The sequence below is a fragment of the Cycloclasticus sp. genome (assembly GCF_019090545.1).
Lineage (GTDB): Bacteria > Pseudomonadota > Gammaproteobacteria > Methylococcales > Cycloclasticaceae > Cycloclasticus > Cycloclasticus pugetii.
The window spans coordinates 64,999-80,861 of sequence record NZ_JAHRVT010000008.1 but is presented as its reverse complement, the minus strand read 5'-3'; the positions used below and the strand labels follow the sequence as shown (position 1 = coordinate 80,861).

General features: G+C 42.6%; 16 protein-coding genes and 1 tRNA gene. 8 read left to right on the top strand and 9 right to left on the bottom strand.

The window, feature by feature from the left end:
• Positions 1-46: 46 nt before the first annotated feature.
• Genes flgJ through flgB form a run of 9 tightly spaced genes read right to left on the bottom strand, consistent with a single transcriptional unit; the run spans position 47 to position 7,153 of the window.
• Positions 47-973 (bottom strand): flagellar assembly peptidoglycan hydrolase FlgJ, encoded by a 927-nt coding sequence (flgJ, locus tag KUG63_RS01700; RefSeq protein WP_020932331.1) that lies wholly within the window; start codon positions 971-973, stop codon positions 47-49.
• Positions 973-2,073 carry a flagellar basal body P-ring protein FlgI gene (locus KUG63_RS01695; RefSeq protein WP_020932330.1) on the bottom strand — a complete coding sequence of 367 codons (1,101 nt, stop codon included), beginning with the start codon at positions 2,071-2,073 and terminating at the stop codon, positions 973-975. Before KUG63_RS01695 ends, flgJ begins: the two co-directional genes overlap by 1 nt.
• Positions 2,074-2,082: 9 nt before the next feature.
• Positions 2,083-2,763 (bottom strand): flagellar basal body L-ring protein FlgH, encoded by a 681-nt coding sequence (gene flgH / locus KUG63_RS01690; protein ID WP_015006215.1) that lies wholly within the window; start codon positions 2,761-2,763, stop codon positions 2,083-2,085.
• Between the two features lie 16 nt (positions 2,764-2,779).
• On the bottom strand, positions 2,780-3,568 hold the full coding sequence (gene flgG / locus KUG63_RS01685; protein ID WP_277642272.1) for a flagellar basal-body rod protein FlgG: 789 nt from the start codon (positions 3,566-3,568) through the stop codon (positions 2,780-2,782).
• Positions 3,569-3,577: 9 nt separating this feature from the next.
• Complete coding sequence (gene flgF, locus KUG63_RS01680; protein ID WP_020932328.1) at positions 3,578-4,318, bottom strand: flagellar basal-body rod protein FlgF; 741 nt, start codon at positions 4,316-4,318, stop codon at positions 3,578-3,580.
• A 27-nt stretch (positions 4,319-4,345) separates the two neighbouring features.
• Positions 4,346-5,626: a flagellar hook protein FlgE gene (flgE, locus tag KUG63_RS01675; protein ID WP_287553815.1), complete on the bottom strand. Its 1,281-nt coding sequence runs from the start codon at positions 5,624-5,626 to the stop codon at positions 4,346-4,348.
• 19 nt (positions 5,627-5,645) lie between these two features.
• Positions 5,646-6,326: a flagellar hook assembly protein FlgD gene (locus KUG63_RS01670; RefSeq protein ID WP_277642274.1), complete on the bottom strand. Its 681-nt coding sequence runs from the start codon at positions 6,324-6,326 to the stop codon at positions 5,646-5,648.
• A 12-nt stretch (positions 6,327-6,338) separates the two neighbouring features.
• On the bottom strand, positions 6,339-6,758 hold the full coding sequence (gene flgC / locus KUG63_RS01665) for a flagellar basal body rod protein FlgC (RefSeq protein WP_020932325.1): 420 nt from the start codon (positions 6,756-6,758) through the stop codon (positions 6,339-6,341).
• A 2-nt stretch (positions 6,759-6,760) separates the two neighbouring features.
• Positions 6,761-7,153 carry a flagellar basal body rod protein FlgB gene (flgB, locus tag KUG63_RS01660; protein ID WP_016390083.1) on the bottom strand — a complete coding sequence of 131 codons (393 nt, stop codon included), beginning with the start codon at positions 7,151-7,153 and terminating at the stop codon, positions 6,761-6,763.
• A 338-nt stretch (positions 7,154-7,491) separates the two neighbouring features.
• Between flgB and flgA the strand changes: the two genes are divergently transcribed.
• The 8 genes from flgA (at position 7,492) to lpdA (ending at position 15,695) form a co-directional block, all read left to right on the top strand.
• Entirely contained in the window at positions 7,492-8,193 is a 702-nt protein-coding gene (flgA, locus tag KUG63_RS01655; protein ID WP_287553813.1) for a flagellar basal body P-ring formation chaperone FlgA, read from the top strand.
• 70 nt (positions 8,194-8,263) lie between these two features.
• Positions 8,264-8,587, top strand: coding sequence for a flagellar biosynthesis anti-sigma factor FlgM (gene flgM / locus KUG63_RS01650; RefSeq protein ID WP_020162356.1), 324 nt, complete (start codon positions 8,264-8,266; stop codon positions 8,585-8,587).
• A complete protein-coding gene (locus KUG63_RS01645; RefSeq protein ID WP_287553812.1) occupies positions 8,584-9,075 on the top strand; it encodes a flagella synthesis protein FlgN in 492 nt (163 codons plus the stop codon). Before flgM ends, KUG63_RS01645 begins: the two co-directional genes overlap by 4 nt.
• Positions 9,076-9,081: 6 nt before the next feature.
• A complete protein-coding gene (locus tag KUG63_RS01640; RefSeq protein ID WP_041932906.1) occupies positions 9,082-9,819 on the top strand; it encodes a flagellar brake protein in 738 nt (245 codons plus the stop codon).
• Positions 9,820-9,950: 131 nt separating this feature from the next.
• A tRNA-Arg gene (locus KUG63_RS01635) sits at positions 9,951-10,027 on the top strand.
• A gap of 115 nt (positions 10,028-10,142) precedes the next feature.
• On the top strand, positions 10,143-12,962 hold the full coding sequence (locus tag KUG63_RS01630; protein WP_016390080.1) for a 2-oxoglutarate dehydrogenase E1 component: 2,820 nt from the start codon (positions 10,143-10,145) through the stop codon (positions 12,960-12,962).
• 29 nt (positions 12,963-12,991) lie between these two features.
• Positions 12,992-14,248, top strand: a complete 1,257-nt coding sequence (gene odhB / locus KUG63_RS01625) for a 2-oxoglutarate dehydrogenase complex dihydrolipoyllysine-residue succinyltransferase (RefSeq protein ID WP_287553811.1) — start codon at positions 12,992-12,994, stop codon at positions 14,246-14,248.
• Positions 14,249-14,261: 13 nt separating this feature from the next.
• Positions 14,262-15,695 carry a dihydrolipoyl dehydrogenase gene (gene lpdA / locus KUG63_RS01620; RefSeq protein ID WP_287553810.1) on the top strand — a complete coding sequence of 478 codons (1,434 nt, stop codon included), beginning with the start codon at positions 14,262-14,264 and terminating at the stop codon, positions 15,693-15,695.
• Positions 15,696-15,863: the final 168 nt, after the last annotated feature.

The window sequence follows — 15,863 nt, the reverse complement described above, 5'->3', positions numbered from 1 at the left end:
AAATGTTGATATGTCATATTATGTCTTCCATTGTTAACGTATCGGCCTAACTGGCAAAACCTGAAGCTGGAACGGTAAGACCACTAAGCTGCGCACGATTAAGGATCGATAGTATTTTTTGGGCATATGCAGGATCGGTTGCATACCCTGCTTTTTGTAGACCTTTTACAAACCCTTCGTTTGAATCTACTTGAGTTAATGCCTGCTGATAACGTGGGTTTTGTTGCAAGAACTGCACATAATCGTTAAAGCTCTCTTGGTAACTATCGTATGCTCGGAAAGTTGCTTGACGTTTTTCTGCAATACCATTTTCGTACTCAACCGTTTGTACTGAAACAGTTTTGCCTTCCCAGCCATGCGAGGCTTTTATACCGAATAAATTATGACTACTTTGGCCTATTTTATTTCGCATAATGTGTTTACCCCAGCCGGTTTCTAGGGCAGATTGGGCTAATAATACTTTGGCATCCACACCCAGCTCTTGCGCTGCTTGTTGTGCCTGCGGCCACATTTTATGAATAAAATCTTCTGGTGAGTTAATGGCTGTTACGTTACTTGAAGGCTCAGCCGTTTTCACTTCTTGTAAGGCCCCTTGAATTCTTCGTACCGAGGCTTCTCGATAATCAGACAACCCCTGTGCCGCCACCATGTTTTCGCTTTTTACTTGGCCACCCATTTGCTGAACAATCATATCCGCCAACCCCAAATGCCCCCGTTTGGATAAATCTAGAGAAATTTGATCGTCATACATCGATTCATAAAACTTTGTTTTTTCACCATCAATTAACTCGGAATCAGGCACCGTATCTCGCATGCTTTTAAGCATCATTTTTAAAAACACGGTCTCAAATTGACGCGCCACTTGCTCTAGGGCTTCTTGTTTTTCACCCTGCCCGCCAGTGGCCTTAGCTTTTAATTGCGCTAAGCCATTAAAGTCTGCATAAACATCTGCTTGTGAGCCACTTATATTCATTAGATAACAATCAGCTCTGCAGTTAATGCGCCTGCGCCTTTTAGCGCCTCTAAGATCGCCACCAAGTCACTTGGACCCGCACCCACTTGGTTAACAGCCCGCACAATTTCATCTAGCGATACACCAGGATCAAAAACAAACATGCGTTTATCTTCTTCGGTAACGGTTATATCTGTTTGTGGCGTGACAACTGTTTGCCCATCCGAAAACCCGCCTGGCTGGCTAACATTTAAACTCTCGTTAATGGTCACTGTTAAATTACCGTGAGAGACCGCCGCTGGACGTACTTTGACCTGATTGTTTATGACAACCGTACCCGTTCTTGAGTTAATAATAATACGCGCTGCTGATTGTGCCGGCTGCACTTCTAAATTTTCAAGCAATGACATAAAAGCAACCCGTTGAGCTGGGTCACGTGGCATATTCACTTTAACGCTGCCACCGTTTATTGAATGTGATGTTTGCGGACCAATAGCTTGGTTTATCGACATTGCTAAGCGATTAGCAGTTGTAAAGTCAAAGGTATGCAGGTTTAACGTTAAGGAATTACCATCATTAAAGGGGCTATAAACAGAGCGCTCTACTGATGCACCATTAGGGATATTACCTACGGTGGGTATGTTCACACTTATTTTAGAACCATCATTACCCGATGCACTCAAACCACCCACAACTAGATTACCTTGCGCTATCGCATACACTTTTCCATCAGCACCTTTTAAAGGAGACATCAATAAGCTACCGCCGCGTAAACTTTTCGCCTCGCCAATCGCATTAACGGTCACGTCAATCATTTGCCCTGGTGTTGCAAAAGCAGGTAATGAAGCGTGAATAATAACGGCTGCAACATTTTTAGATTTTATTTGCACATTTGATGGGATTTTAACGCCCATTTGACTCAACATACTGCGCAAACTCTGGGAAGTAAAATCCCCCGATTTCACCTTGTCGCCGGTTCCATTTAAACCAACCACCACACCATACCCCACTAATTGGTTTGAGCGAACACCTGTAATAGAGGCTAGGTCTTTAATTCGCTCGGCATTAGCGTTTGTGATGCTCATTGCTAACAAAACCAATACTATTTTAAAATATCTCATCACCTTCTCCTAAAACGGGAACACCGCACTGATAAAGAAACGTGCTAACCAACCAATTTTATTAGCATCTGCCAGTGCACCTTCACCTGTATACATGATAGTGGCATCGGCAATTCTTGTAGATTCCACACTATTATCGGGGTTAATATCGGTTGGACGAATAATGCCCGATAAGCGAATATACTCATTACCCTGATTTAAACGAACACGCTTTTCACCACGAATTTTTAAATAGCCATTCGGTAAGACATCTATCACGCTAACGGTAATGCTACCGCTGAGGCTATTATTTTGTGTGCTTTCAGTCTCACCTGCAAAGTCACTCGCTGAAGCCAAACTGCTATCAAGATTCAAACCAAATTTAGAGGGGTCACTCATACCCAAAATGGTAGGCGTAGAAATTGAAGTACTGTTATCTTTTTTGATATCAGTATCGGCTTGTTTCTTTGCATTGGTTTTTTCAACCAAATTAATCGTTAAAATATCACCGATTCTTCTGGCTCTTATATCTTCAAATAAACTCACCTCATAACCCGCTTGATAGATAGAACCATTATTGCTTTGTGGCACTTGATAAGAGGTCGGCTTAGCAGGCACATACTCCGGATCGTGGCGAGGTTTACTCATATTATCCATCATCGCGCAACCGGATAGCATGAACACTAAGACAAAGAGTTTAAGGGTTTTCATTATCATGATTCCTTGTTTATAAATCCTGCATTAAACGTTGTAGCATTTCATCTGAATTTGAGATGGCCTTTGAGTTCATTTCATACGCACGTTGAGTTTCGATCATGCTGACCAACTCTTCTACAACGTTCACGTTAGAGGTTTCTAATGAACCACCTGATAACAGACCCACGCCTGTTTCGCCCGGTGTCGTTACCGTTGGGCTACCACTGGACAAAGACTCCCTAAACTGATTTTCACCAATGGGGTCTAGACCTGTTGGGTTAATAAAGTCGGCCAGTGTAATATTGCCTACCTGACTTGGCGTAGAATTACCGGCTTGTAAAACTGACACCGTGCCATCCACACCGACAGTAACACTTAAGGCATCTTCTGGAATGGAAATAGAGGGCTCTAATGGGTAACCGCCTGATGTTACCATTTGGCCATCGCCATCCAGTTTAAAGCTGCCATCACGTGTATAGGTAATACTGCCATCAGGTCTTAAAATCTGGAAAAAACCACGGCCATTTACCGCAATATCAAGCGAGTTTCCTGTTTGCTGAATAGTCCCTTGGGTATGCGTTTTTTCAGTAGCAACCGTACGAACCCCTGTACCAATCTGCAACCCCGTCGGCAAGATGTTATCTTGTGACGATTGCGCTCCAACTTGTCGTACATTTTGATACAACAAGTCTTCAAACACCGCTCTCGACTTTTTGTAACCGGTTGTATTAACGTTGGCTAGGTTGTTTGAAATAACCGACATCCGCGTTTGTTGCGCTTCTAGTCCCGTTTTACTAATCCACATTGCTTGCGTTGACATTTAACTCTCCTAACTGACGCGCATCAATTGAGCGCTTGCTGCTTCGTTTTCACTGACTGTTTTCATCATTTTGACCTGTAACTCAAAATTTCGAGCCAGCTCAATCATGCTGACCATCGCGTTGACAACACTCACATTACTACCTTCTACAGATCCTGATACCAAACGCACTTCGGCACTGGGTTGAGCATCTAGTCCGCTTTTTAATCGGAATAAACCATCCTTACCTTTTTCAACATCTGATAGCTCAGGGTTCACCAATTTAATTCTATCGATGGTTGATAATGTTGCCGCACTATCACCCAGTGGAATAATACTAATCGTGCCATCGCTTCCAATTTCCACCTTGTCAGCCTCTGGTATCGCCACAGGACCACCGCCACCCATCACTGCTAAGCCTGTACCGGTTGTTAGCACCCCATTGGGTGTAATTCTCAAATCGCCCGCACGGGTATAGGCTTCGGTGCCATCTTCTGCCTGAACAGCTAACCAGCCATCACCATTAATAGAGACATCTAAGTCTCGGCCTGTTGACTGTATGGTGCCGTGGTCAAAGTCTATTCCAGGGCGCTCAGCCATCGCATAGACATTCGACGGAAGCCCTGCGCCATATACTGGCATGCTTCTAAATTGAGACAAATCAGCTTTAAAGCCCGTGGTATTCGCATTCGATAAATTATGCGAATTCACCGCTTGCGCCAACATCGCTTGCTTGGCACCGCTCATTGCTACATAAAGGCTACTGTCCATTTAATTTCTCTCTTCTTGAATCAGTGATTATCGAATATTAATAATGGCCGTTTGGATTTCATTCTCAGTTGAAATCGCTTGAGCATTCGCTTGGAAATTACGCTGAGCAGTAATCAAACTCACCAACTCCGTTGCAATATCAACATTAGAGGCTTCAAGCGCACCAGATTGAAGTGAGCCAAAGCCTGCCGTACCAGCAGAACCAATCACTCGGTCTCCAGCAGCAAATGTATCGGCCCAAGACGTATCGCCTAATTGACGCAAACCCTGTGAATTGGGAAAGGTTGCCAACGCTACCTGACCTAACTCTGTGGATTGACCATTGGTGAACGTTGCAGAAACAATACCTGCCTCATCAACACTGATGCCGCTTAGACGACCAGATGCAAATCCATCTTGACTCAGTGAGTTAACAGCAAAATCGCCGCCATATTGGGTAGTATCCGAGTAATCAAAGTTTAACGCTAAGTTTGCAGCCCCATTACTCATTGGCAATGCATCAAAGGCAACATTGCCACTACTGGGCGTTGCCGCCTCAGCAATACTTTGAAATGAACCGAGGCTATCAAAGGTCATCGTCAAAAAGTCATCGGCTCCCGCATTTAATGTTAATGGGTTACCATCTACATACGTATGCACTTGCCATTCATTACTACTGGGGTCACTTGCAACGTAATACATCGTGGCAGGAAAATCATTGCCTAATGAGTCAAAAACCGTTGTTGATGTTGAATAGTTGTAACTATCCGCATCTGTTGCACTAAATTCTGTTGGATCAATCGGGAAAGTCGTATACGTTGATGGAACAGTTTGTTGAGAATCTAGGTTTAATGTTGGTTCAACACTGGTTGTTGCCGACGGTGCTGAGTCACCCGTACTTAACTGTAATGAGGCTAGGTTCCCAGTATTAAATGTACCATTACCATTTGATGGGAATGTTTGTAACTGTCGTCCAGAACTATCAACAACAAAGCCATCTTTATCGGTTGAATAAGCACCCGCCCGAGTATAAACATTAGTTCCATTATCACTTAGAACAAAAAACCCATCACCGTTGATCGCTAGATCTAAACTACTGGAGGTAAATTCAACATTACCTTGGCCAAACTGCTGCGACACACTGGCAACACGAACACCACTACCCGGTGTATTACCAGACACACCTGTAAAAGAGGTAGCAAACACATCGGCAAACTCTGTACGGGACTCTTTAAAACCATTTGTAGAGGCATTGGCAATATTGTTACCAATCACCGATAAATCAGTTGCTGAGGCATCAAGCCCACTTAATGAAGTACGAAATGACATAGTATTCTCCTAAACGTGTTTAAAATATTCTTGAAACATTGCTAAATGGCACACTGCCTAGACCCGACAGGTTCAGTTGCAATGGTTTACCTAGGCCGCCCAAGGTAACGCTGTCAACATCTGCCGAAATTTGTGTATCCAATTCAAAATTTTGACCGTCGATACGCGCTTTAGCATCAACGTTATAAAGCCCCGGAGATGCCACCGTTCCATCTGAACGTTTGCCATCCCATGAGAAAGCAACAGTGCCTGCAGATTGTGTTCCTAGTGGAATGGTCTGCACTATCTGCCCTGCTTGGTCAGTAATATTGATTGAAACGTCTGGTGAACTGGTCGGTAACGTCAGCTCTCCATCAATTGAGCCTCCCGTTGTTAAGACACCTGCCTGTAGCGGAACATTAACCCTTCTTCCCACTAAATTAGCTGCCTGTAGAGCTTGGTCATTTGATACAGATGACGCAAATTCTGAGAAAGAGGTATTCAATCCATCAATGCCAGTGACTGTACTAAATTGTGCCATTTGACCTAAGAAATCACCACTTTCCATTGGCTTCATGGGGTCTTGGTTATTTAGCTGTGTAACCATCAGTTTGAGGAAATCGCCCTGCCCTAGATCACTGTTTGATTTACTGGTATTTGTCGCCGTACTTTGTTGAGCAAGGCCTAAACTTTGTAGCGTATTAAAATCGACTTCTGACATGGTTATTCTCCGTTACTGACCAATTTTTAATGTTTGTTGTAAAAGTTGCTTTGCCGTATTTAGCACTTCAACATTATTTTTGTAGCTTTGACTTGCAGACATCATGTTGGCCATTTCTTCAACCACATTAACGTTTGGCTTAAAAATATATCCGTCTTGATTCGCCATTGGGTGTTGCGGCGCATATTCGCTGCGAAGAGGCGACTGGCTTTCGACCACGCCCAATACGCGAACTTTTTTTGCGGCCGATTGTTGGTTAGCCATTGCTCCGTCTAACACTTCAGCAAAAATTGGCTGGCGCGCACGATATGTCTCACCGGTACTGCTGCTTACCGTTTCAGCATTCGCCATATTGCTGGCCACCAAATTTAAGCGGGTTGTTTGTACGCTCATTCCGCTACCTGCCACATCAAAAATATTATATAAAGACATGCTTATTCACCCCTTAGTGCTGAAAGGTAACTGGAAATTTTGCCGTTCACAAAACGCAGAGACGTTTGATAGTCCATTGCATTTTGCGCATACTTTGCTTGCTCAACCTGTGCATCCACCGTGTTACCGTCTAGCGAAGCGCTTAACGGTGTACGATAAGCAAGAGCAACCGTCGCGGGTGTTTTATCAAACCCAATATGCTGATGATGTGTTTGTGTCACATGACCTGCCGCTGTGTTGAGCCTGTTTAAAACTGACTTAAAATCAAAGTCTCTTGCTTTATAGCCTGGCGTATCGGCATTAGCCATATTAGAGGCTAATACTTCAGCGCGTTTAGAACGATAAATAAGCGCTTGTTCGTGTACACCAAATAATGAGTCAATCGTTGTTGCCATCTGTCACTCCTGTTTCGTTGAAAACAATAAAGCAGAAACCATGCCATTTTTTTAATCTAATTAAATCAATAGGTTATAAAAATAAAAGGGTGGGCAAATAGCGGCAAGAACGGCAAAAAAGCGGCAAAGCGGAAAGCATTGGGGACAAAATTACATACTTTTAATAACGGGGTAAGCTTGTACCAATCACCCCTTCCTCTGCATTACCTTATATAGAACTATCTAAACGGTTCGTTATTATCATCTCCGGTTCCATTTTAGAAATGTCTTTATTACGGCATATTTAATGCATATATATTTCTAACCTATACATCGTCACGATATTGCACATAACGTTTATGAAATCATTGTTAACACTAATCACTTTCTTACTGCTGTTTTCTCCGCTGCTCTTTGCAACAGAACAACCGTTTGAAGATCATCAAAATATTCTGGACAATGCACATACCTATTTAACCGACAGACTGGCTAAGCAACATTTAGAACACAGTATTACCGTTCAAAACATAGACTCACGTCTCAAACTCAAAAAATGTTCTTCAGAGATTGACATAAGCCTCACCCAAGCGCCTGTAAAACCAGGAAAAAATACATTAAAAATTGAATGCATATCGCAGACTCCTTGGCGAATATTTATGACGGCACAGGTTCAACTTTTCAGCCATGCTTTGGTTTTTAACCAGCCGTTCAACAAAGGGCACCTTCTTAAAGAATCTGACGTTACATTAAAAAGAATTGAACTGACAGGACATCGATCCGCTTACTTATCAGAGTCTAAACATGCGATAAATCATGTCTTAAAAAGGCGAGTTCGCCGAGGCGATCTTGTCAGTGTCAATATTTTGTCAACCCCAACCCTTATTAAAAAAGGTGACAACATCACAATCATTGCAAAAAACAAAGGCTTCCAAATCAGCATGAAAGGCATTGCATTGATGGCCGGAGGCAAAAATGACAAAATCAAAGTGAAAAACATTAAAACCAAAAAAATCATCCAAGGAATTATTTCTGATTCGCAAACTGTTAGAGTAAGCATATGAGAGCGTCTATTAACCATCAAGTTTCCTTACAAATCGCCGATACAGGTGATGCATAGCCACAGGAATTATTATGTCTATTAATATCAAAAAAACCGGCCATAAATCAGCTCAGAGCCCTGTTAACAAAGCAAATAACACCAAGAAAAACACCAAAAGTAGCGCCAAAAACGCTACTAAAACAGCTGATAGTGATAGTATTGATTTAACTGAAAACGCATCCAAACTCCAACAAATTGAACAGTCTCTTCAAGACATTCCTGTTATTGATACCGGTCGTATAGAGGCCATTAGCCAATCCATTGAAGAGGGTCAGTACAACATCGATAATGAAAAAATAGCTGATCGAATTATTAAAAGTGAAACAGCGCTTCACCTTAAAAAGAAATCATCATGACAAAAAAATCATCGGATCAACTTATTGAACTAATACAACAGCTTGAGCACATCTCAGGTCAATTAAACAGCACCTTAAAAAAAGAACAAGCCGTTTTGAAGCTGAAAGACAGTCAACAATTATTGGAACTTTCTGACGAAAAAAAAGCCTTAGTTACCCACCTAGAAAACCACACCAAAACCACGCATATTTTTTTAAGAAACATGAATATCAACAAAGGTCTTTACGGTTTTTCAGACGCCCTTTCCAGCTTAGCATCTGGAGGTATCAAGACATTACTAGAAAAAGCCTGGTCCAACATTCAAGCTTTAGCGGAAGACAATAAAAAACTGAATCAAATAAACGGCTCCATTATTGAGCTTAATCGTCGACACACCCAACGCTCACTGGATGTTTTACGTGGACAAGCGAGCACAACCACTTCTACATACGGGGCAGACGGGCATGCCGCTAACAGTAAAGTATCAAGAAACATCTCCATTGCTTAATTACACGTGAACTTTATATCCAGTCTAAAGTCATTATTGCGCTCAGAAGAAGAGGAACAAACACCCAACCCTAACCCAAATTTTATCGTTCGGCCCTCTCGTATTAAACACATGTTGCAAATTCTAATGGAGTCGCATGTACAAGTTTCGCTGGTATTCGATAATCAATTAGAGTGCACCAGTAGATTACTTGACGTATCAACAAACGAATTAATACTCGATCAATTAAATAACCGAGCCGCTCATCTTAAAATGCTACCCGGCACGGTTATACAAGTTAACGCCAAGCATCACGCCGTTCCTTTTAATTTTAGCTCAACTATTACCGGCACATTGCACGATGGCAGCTACCTGATGGCGATGCCCGAAAAAATATATCACCCCCAAAAAAGATCCTTCTTCAGAGTACCCATTGAGAATATCGAAAAGTATAAATTTACCGCTGCCATTCAGTTTTCTGAAAACCTTATTTCAGGCTATGTTTACGATGTTAGCTTCGGCGGTATTTGCATTGCGGTTTATTCAAACTCTTATGTGAAAAAAGGCTCTATTCTAACGCCTGCCAGCATGACCCTTAAAGACGGTAGCACTATTCAGTTAGATTTAACCGTTTGCTCTGTAAAAAAGTCTCCGTTAGAAGGCTTTACACGCGTCGGCTGCGAATTCCTTAACTTGACCAGCCAAGAAAAAAGAGAGATCCATAAATTTATTACCGCATGTGAACGCGAACGCGCAAAAAAATAGCCTCCCTCAAGTTCACAAAGCTATAAAAATAAGCGTTTTGCGCTATCCCTAAAAAGCCCAATAGTGATATTATTTGACGCGAATTAATCAGGGTTCCATTTTTAAAATACATTTGACAATTCTTTAATATGGCCTCGGTAGCTCAGCTGGATAGAGCGCACCCCTCCTAAGGGTGAAGTCGCAGGTTCGAATCCTGCTCGGGGCACCACTATAGTGCTAAATATTAAGCATTAACAAAATGAGTAATTTAAACCCTTATCTTTTCTTAAAACTCGATTACACTTACAAACCCCTACATAAATTTAGACAGACGGAATATTTTAATGAACAATTTAATGCAGTTATTTAAAAGCACTTCCGCCCTAAATGGTGCTAATGCAAACTTTGTTGAAGACCTATATGAGCAATACCTCAATGACCCAGAATCAGTTGATGAGCAATGGCGAGAAAAGTTTCATTCCATACGATCGAATGCTGAAACAGTTGATATCCCCCATTCATCTATTAAAAAACACTTTTCTAACCTCGCCAAGGCTCCCACCGGAGTTCGTGTCATTCAAGGCGGCCTTTCTTCAGAGCAATTAGCCAAACAAGCTGCTGTTTCAAGACTGATGAATTCATATCGAATTAATGGTCATAAACAAGCTAATGTAAACCCACTAACACCACCAAAATCACAACTAATTGCTGAATTAGATATCGCTTTTCATGGGTTAAGTGAGCTTGACCTTAATACGCAGTTTGACACAGGTACCTTACACAACACGCCTGAACAATTAGCACTGAAAGATATTCTGCCAATACTCAAAGAAACCTATTGCAACAGTATTGGTGTTGAATACATGCACATTAGCGACACTGAAATGCGCTCTTGGGTAAGACGCCGTATGGAAGGCCCACGCGCTCGCCTAAACCTTGAGGCCGATCAGAAAAAATGGCTACTAAAGCTACTGACCGCCGCTGAAGGCATTGAAAACCACCTGCACAGAACCTATGTTGGGCAAAAACGTTTCTCACTAGAAGGTGGGGAAAGCTTAATTCCGATGCTTGATGAAATGCTTCAACGACTAGGTGAGCATGGCGTCAAAGAAACCGTTATAGGCATGGCTCACCGTGGCCGGTTGAATGTTCTCGTCAATATTTTCGGTAAAAAGCCATCCATTCTTTTTGAAGAGTTTGAAGGCAAGCGTTCTGCCTCTCCAGCCAAAGACGGCTCTGGCGACGTAAAGTATCACATGGGCTTCTCCTCGGACATTAATACGCCAGGAGGGGAAATGCACCTTGCCTTGGCTTTCAACCCTTCTCATTTAGAAATTATCAACCCAGTTATTGAAGGCTCAGTACGTGCAAGACAAGATCGACGCGGTGAAACAGGCGAAGATGAAGTTGTTGCTATTCAAATACACGGTGATTCGGCTTTTTCTGGTCAAGGCGTGATCATGGAAACGTTGCAAATGTCTCGTACCCGTGCCTATGGTACAGGCGGCACGATTCACATTGTTATCAATAATCAAATCGGCTTTACCACCAGTAACCCTGCTGATACACGATCAACATTGTATGCTACCGATGTGGCTAAAATGCTGGAAACCCCTATTCTGCATGTTAATGCAGATGACCCAGAAGCCGTTTTGTTTGCAGCTCAGCTGGCCGTTGATTTCCGTCATGAGTTTAGACAAGACATTGTTTTAGACATGGTTTGTTATCGCCGACGTGGCCACAATGAAGCGGATGAACCGGCTGTGACTCAACCATTGATGTATAAAACTATTCGTGAGCTACCGACTACGCGTAAAATTTACGCCGATCGTGTTGTTAATGAAGGCTCATTATCTGCCGACGTGCCGAAAAACTTAGAGTCGGAGTATCGTTCTTCTCTAGAAAAAGGTGAAATTGTCTCACGGCCAATTTTAGAACATAAAGTTAACCCGTTTGTTGCCAAATGGAATGCCTTTTTATCAAGCAAGTGGGATGACCCTTGCGACACCACGGTACCTGCCAAAGAGTTTCATGAGATCTCCGACCTCATGCTTACCTTACCACCGGAATTTTCACTTCAAAACCGAGTGGAAAAAGTACTAGAAAGCAGAAAAAAAATGTCTGTTGGCGCCTTACCTATCGACTGGGGTTATGCTGAAAACATGGCCTATGGGACATTACTAAGTAAAGGTAGAAATATTAGAATGACGGGGCAGGACGTAGGCCGCGGAACATTTTTCCACCGCCATGCCGTTTTGCATAATACACAAAATGGTGAGACCTATACCTCGCTAAGACATATGTTTCTAGAACAAGGTAGATTCTCTCTCTATGATTCTTTTCTATCTGAAGAAGCGGTTCTAGGTTTCGAGTATGGCTACTCCACAACAGAACCCGATGATCTAGTTATATGGGAAGCACAATTCGGTGATTTCGCCAATGGTGCACAAGTGCTGATGGATCAATTTATAAGCTCAGGTGAAACAAAATGGGGACGTATCTGTGGTCTTGTTATGTTATTACCTCATGGTTACGAGGGCCAAGGTCCTGAACATTCATCAGCCCGTTTAGAGCGTTACCTACAATTATGCGCCGAACATAATATGCAAGTTTGTGTTCCATCGACACCAGCACAGATCTTTCATTTATTACGCCGCCAAACATTGAGTTACTTCCGTAAACCACTGATTATAATGAGCCCTAAGAGTTTACTGCGCCACAAACTAGCAACATCTACCTTAGAAGAGCTCACTGAAGGCAAGTTTCACCCACTGATTCAAGAAGTGGATGATATTGATCCTAATAAAGTCACAAGACTGATCGTCTGCTCTGGAAAAGTCTATTATGATTTACTCGAACAGCGCAGAAGCGATGGCCTTGAAAACGTTGCTATTTTCAGAGCCGAACAGCTTTACCCATTCCCTATCGATGAGCTACATGAGTCGTTTGAGCAATACCCTCAATTAAAACAACTCGTTTGGTGTCAAGAAGAGCCCAAAAATCAAGGTGCCTGGTACCAAATTAGACATCGGTTTTTTGATTTACTCAGCGAGAAGCTAGAACTTAAATATGCAGGTCGGCCTATGTCAGCATCACCAGCCGTTGGTCAATTTAGCCTACATGTTGAACAGCAACAAAAATTAATCCATACAGCACTTTATTAAAAAATAGACTTTAAAAAAAAGGAATAAACATGAGCATTGAAGTCGTAGTACCTAGCCTTCCAGAATCCGTTGCCGATGCCACTTTAGTAACTTGGCATAAACAAGCCGGTGACACCGTTTTAAAAGATGAAAATCTAGTTGACCTCGAAACAGATAAAGTAGTTTTAGAAGTCCCTGCCCTGTCCGATGGTGTGTTAGCAGAAATCATTGAGCCAGAAGGTTCTACTGTATTAAGTGGCCAATTGCTGGCTCGCATAGAAGCTGGTAGCGCCAAACCAGAAACCCCAAGCCCAAAAGCAACACCGGCAAAATCAGAACCAGCAACAACGACTTTACCTGCTGAAAAAAATTCAGGTTCAACTGAAGCACTTAGTCCTGCTGTTAGAAAACTCGTTGCTGAGCATGGATTAGACCCCCAACAAATTGCAGCCTCAGGTAAAGGCGGCAGAATCACCAAAACCGATGTGCTAAACCATATCAAGCAACAGTCTAGTAATGGCGTCACAACAGCTTCAGCAACCATGAGCAATTCGGCACCGAGCAAAGCGGCTAAGGCAACACCAATGCCAACCTTACCAACAAGTGAGCGTGCAGAACAACGCGTGCCGATGACACGCCTTCGAGCAAAAATTGCAGAGCGCTTAATTCAAGCACAGCAAAACACGGCCATGTTAACAACGTTTAACGAAGTAAACATGCAGCCTATTCTGGACATTCGCAGTAAATATAAAGATCAATTCTCGAAAGTTCATGATACAAAATTAGGCTTTATGTCATTTTTTGTTAAAGCAGCCGTTGAGTCACTTAAGCTTTTCCCATCAGTCAACGCCTCTGTTGATGAACAAGATATTATTTACCATGGTTATTATGATATCGGCATTGCCGTTTCATCACCTCGCGGCTTAGTAGTGCCGGTACTGAGAGATGCAGACCTGAAAAATTTTGCCGCCATTGAAAGCGGTATTGCTGAATTTGGTATCAAAGCCCGTGATGGAAAATTAGGCATCGATGATCTAACCGGCGGTACATTTACAATCACTAATGGTGGTGTATTTGGCTCAATGATGTCGACTCCTATTTTGAACCCACCACAAAGTGCTATTTTGGGTATGCATGCCATTAACCAACGAGTGATGGTAGAAAACGGTGAAATGGTTATACGTCCTATGATGTATCTAGCCTTATCTTATGATCATCGAATTATCGATGGTAAAGAAGCAGTGTCCTTTTTAGTCACTATAAAAGACTTCTTAGAAGACCCCGCAAGATTACTGTTAAACGTTTAATAGGGAGCACCCCATGAGTTTAGATAATAAATTTGACGTTGTTGTCATCGGCGGTGGACCGGGTGGTTATGTCGCCGCTATTCGTTGCGCTCAACTTGGCCTAAAAACAGCCTGCGTTGATGAGTTTACTGATAAAAACAATAAAGCATCCCTTGGTGGCACCTGCCTAAATGTCGGTTGCATACCGTCTAAAGCTCTACTTGAGTCCTCACATCATTATGAACAGTTAAACCACGGCTTAGATGAGCATGGCATCAAAGTAACTGGGCTGAAGATTGACGTGCCCACAATGATCAAAAACAAAGACGATATCGTAAGTCGTCTTACCGGTGGCATCAGTGGTCTCTTTAAGGCTAATAAAGTCACCAGCTTTCATGGTCGCGGAAAATTACTGGCAGGGAAGCAAGTCGAAATCACTAGCAACACTGATGATGTTTCTGTTATTTCAGCAGACAGCATTATCTTAGCAACCGGCTCACGCCCTATCGATATCCCCTCTGCCCCTGTCGATAATATAAATATTGTCGACTCCACTGGCGCACTGAATTTTGATAAAACACCTAAAAAATTAGGCGTAATTGGGGCCGGTGTCATTGGCCTGGAATTAGGCAGCGTATGGAACCGCTTAGAGTCGGATGTTGTGTTACTTGAAGCCCAAGATGAGTTTTTACCGGCAGTAGATACAAAAATAGCAGCAGAAGCCAAACGGCAATTTAAGAAACAAGGACTTGATATCAAAATGGGTGCTCGCGTTACCAAGGCGACCACAAAAGCTAAAAAAGTAACTGTCAATTATGAAGATGCTTCAGGCGAACATACCATAGAACTGGACAAATTGATCGTATCGGTTGGTCGCAGGCCCAACACAGATAATTTATTTGCTCCAGAGTCTCCAATTGAACTTGATGAACGCGGTTTTATTGAAGTTGATGAGATCTGGCAAACAAGTCAACCTTGTGTTTATGCGATTGGTGATTTGATTCGTGGGCCGATGCTTGCTCATAAAGCTTCTGAAGAAGGCGTTGCCGTCGCTGAAGTCATTTACGGTGAAGAACCTGAAATAAACTACGATGTTATTCCAAATGTTATCTACACTGGTCCTGAAATTGCGTGGGTTGGGCAAACCGAACAACACCTTAAATCTGCAGGTATAAAAGTAAAAATAGGCACGTTCCCTTTTGCAGCGAGTGGTCGTGCCCAAGCCCTAGGCGATACCACGGGTATGGTCAAAATCATCTCTGATGAAGAAACAGATCAAATTCTAGGTGTGCACATTATCGGCGCCCAAGCTTCTGAGCTTATCGCTGAAGCAGTATTGGCGCTAGAGTACTCTGCTAGCACTGAAGATCTCGCATTAACCATTCATGCCCATCCAACACTTTCTGAGGCACTGCATGAAGCTGCCCTCGCTGTTGATAAGAGAGCATTGCATATCCCTAATCGTTAAGTTGTAATAGTTAAGGTTGTTTATTGAAGTACGTCAATACCATCATCAAGACGATGTTGACGTACTTCAACACCTCCCCCCTCCCCAGCACTAATCAAATAGCACATTATTTAATTATTGCCTATTGGCTAGGCTCATTAAGAATATGATTTTTCAGAGCATAAGTTT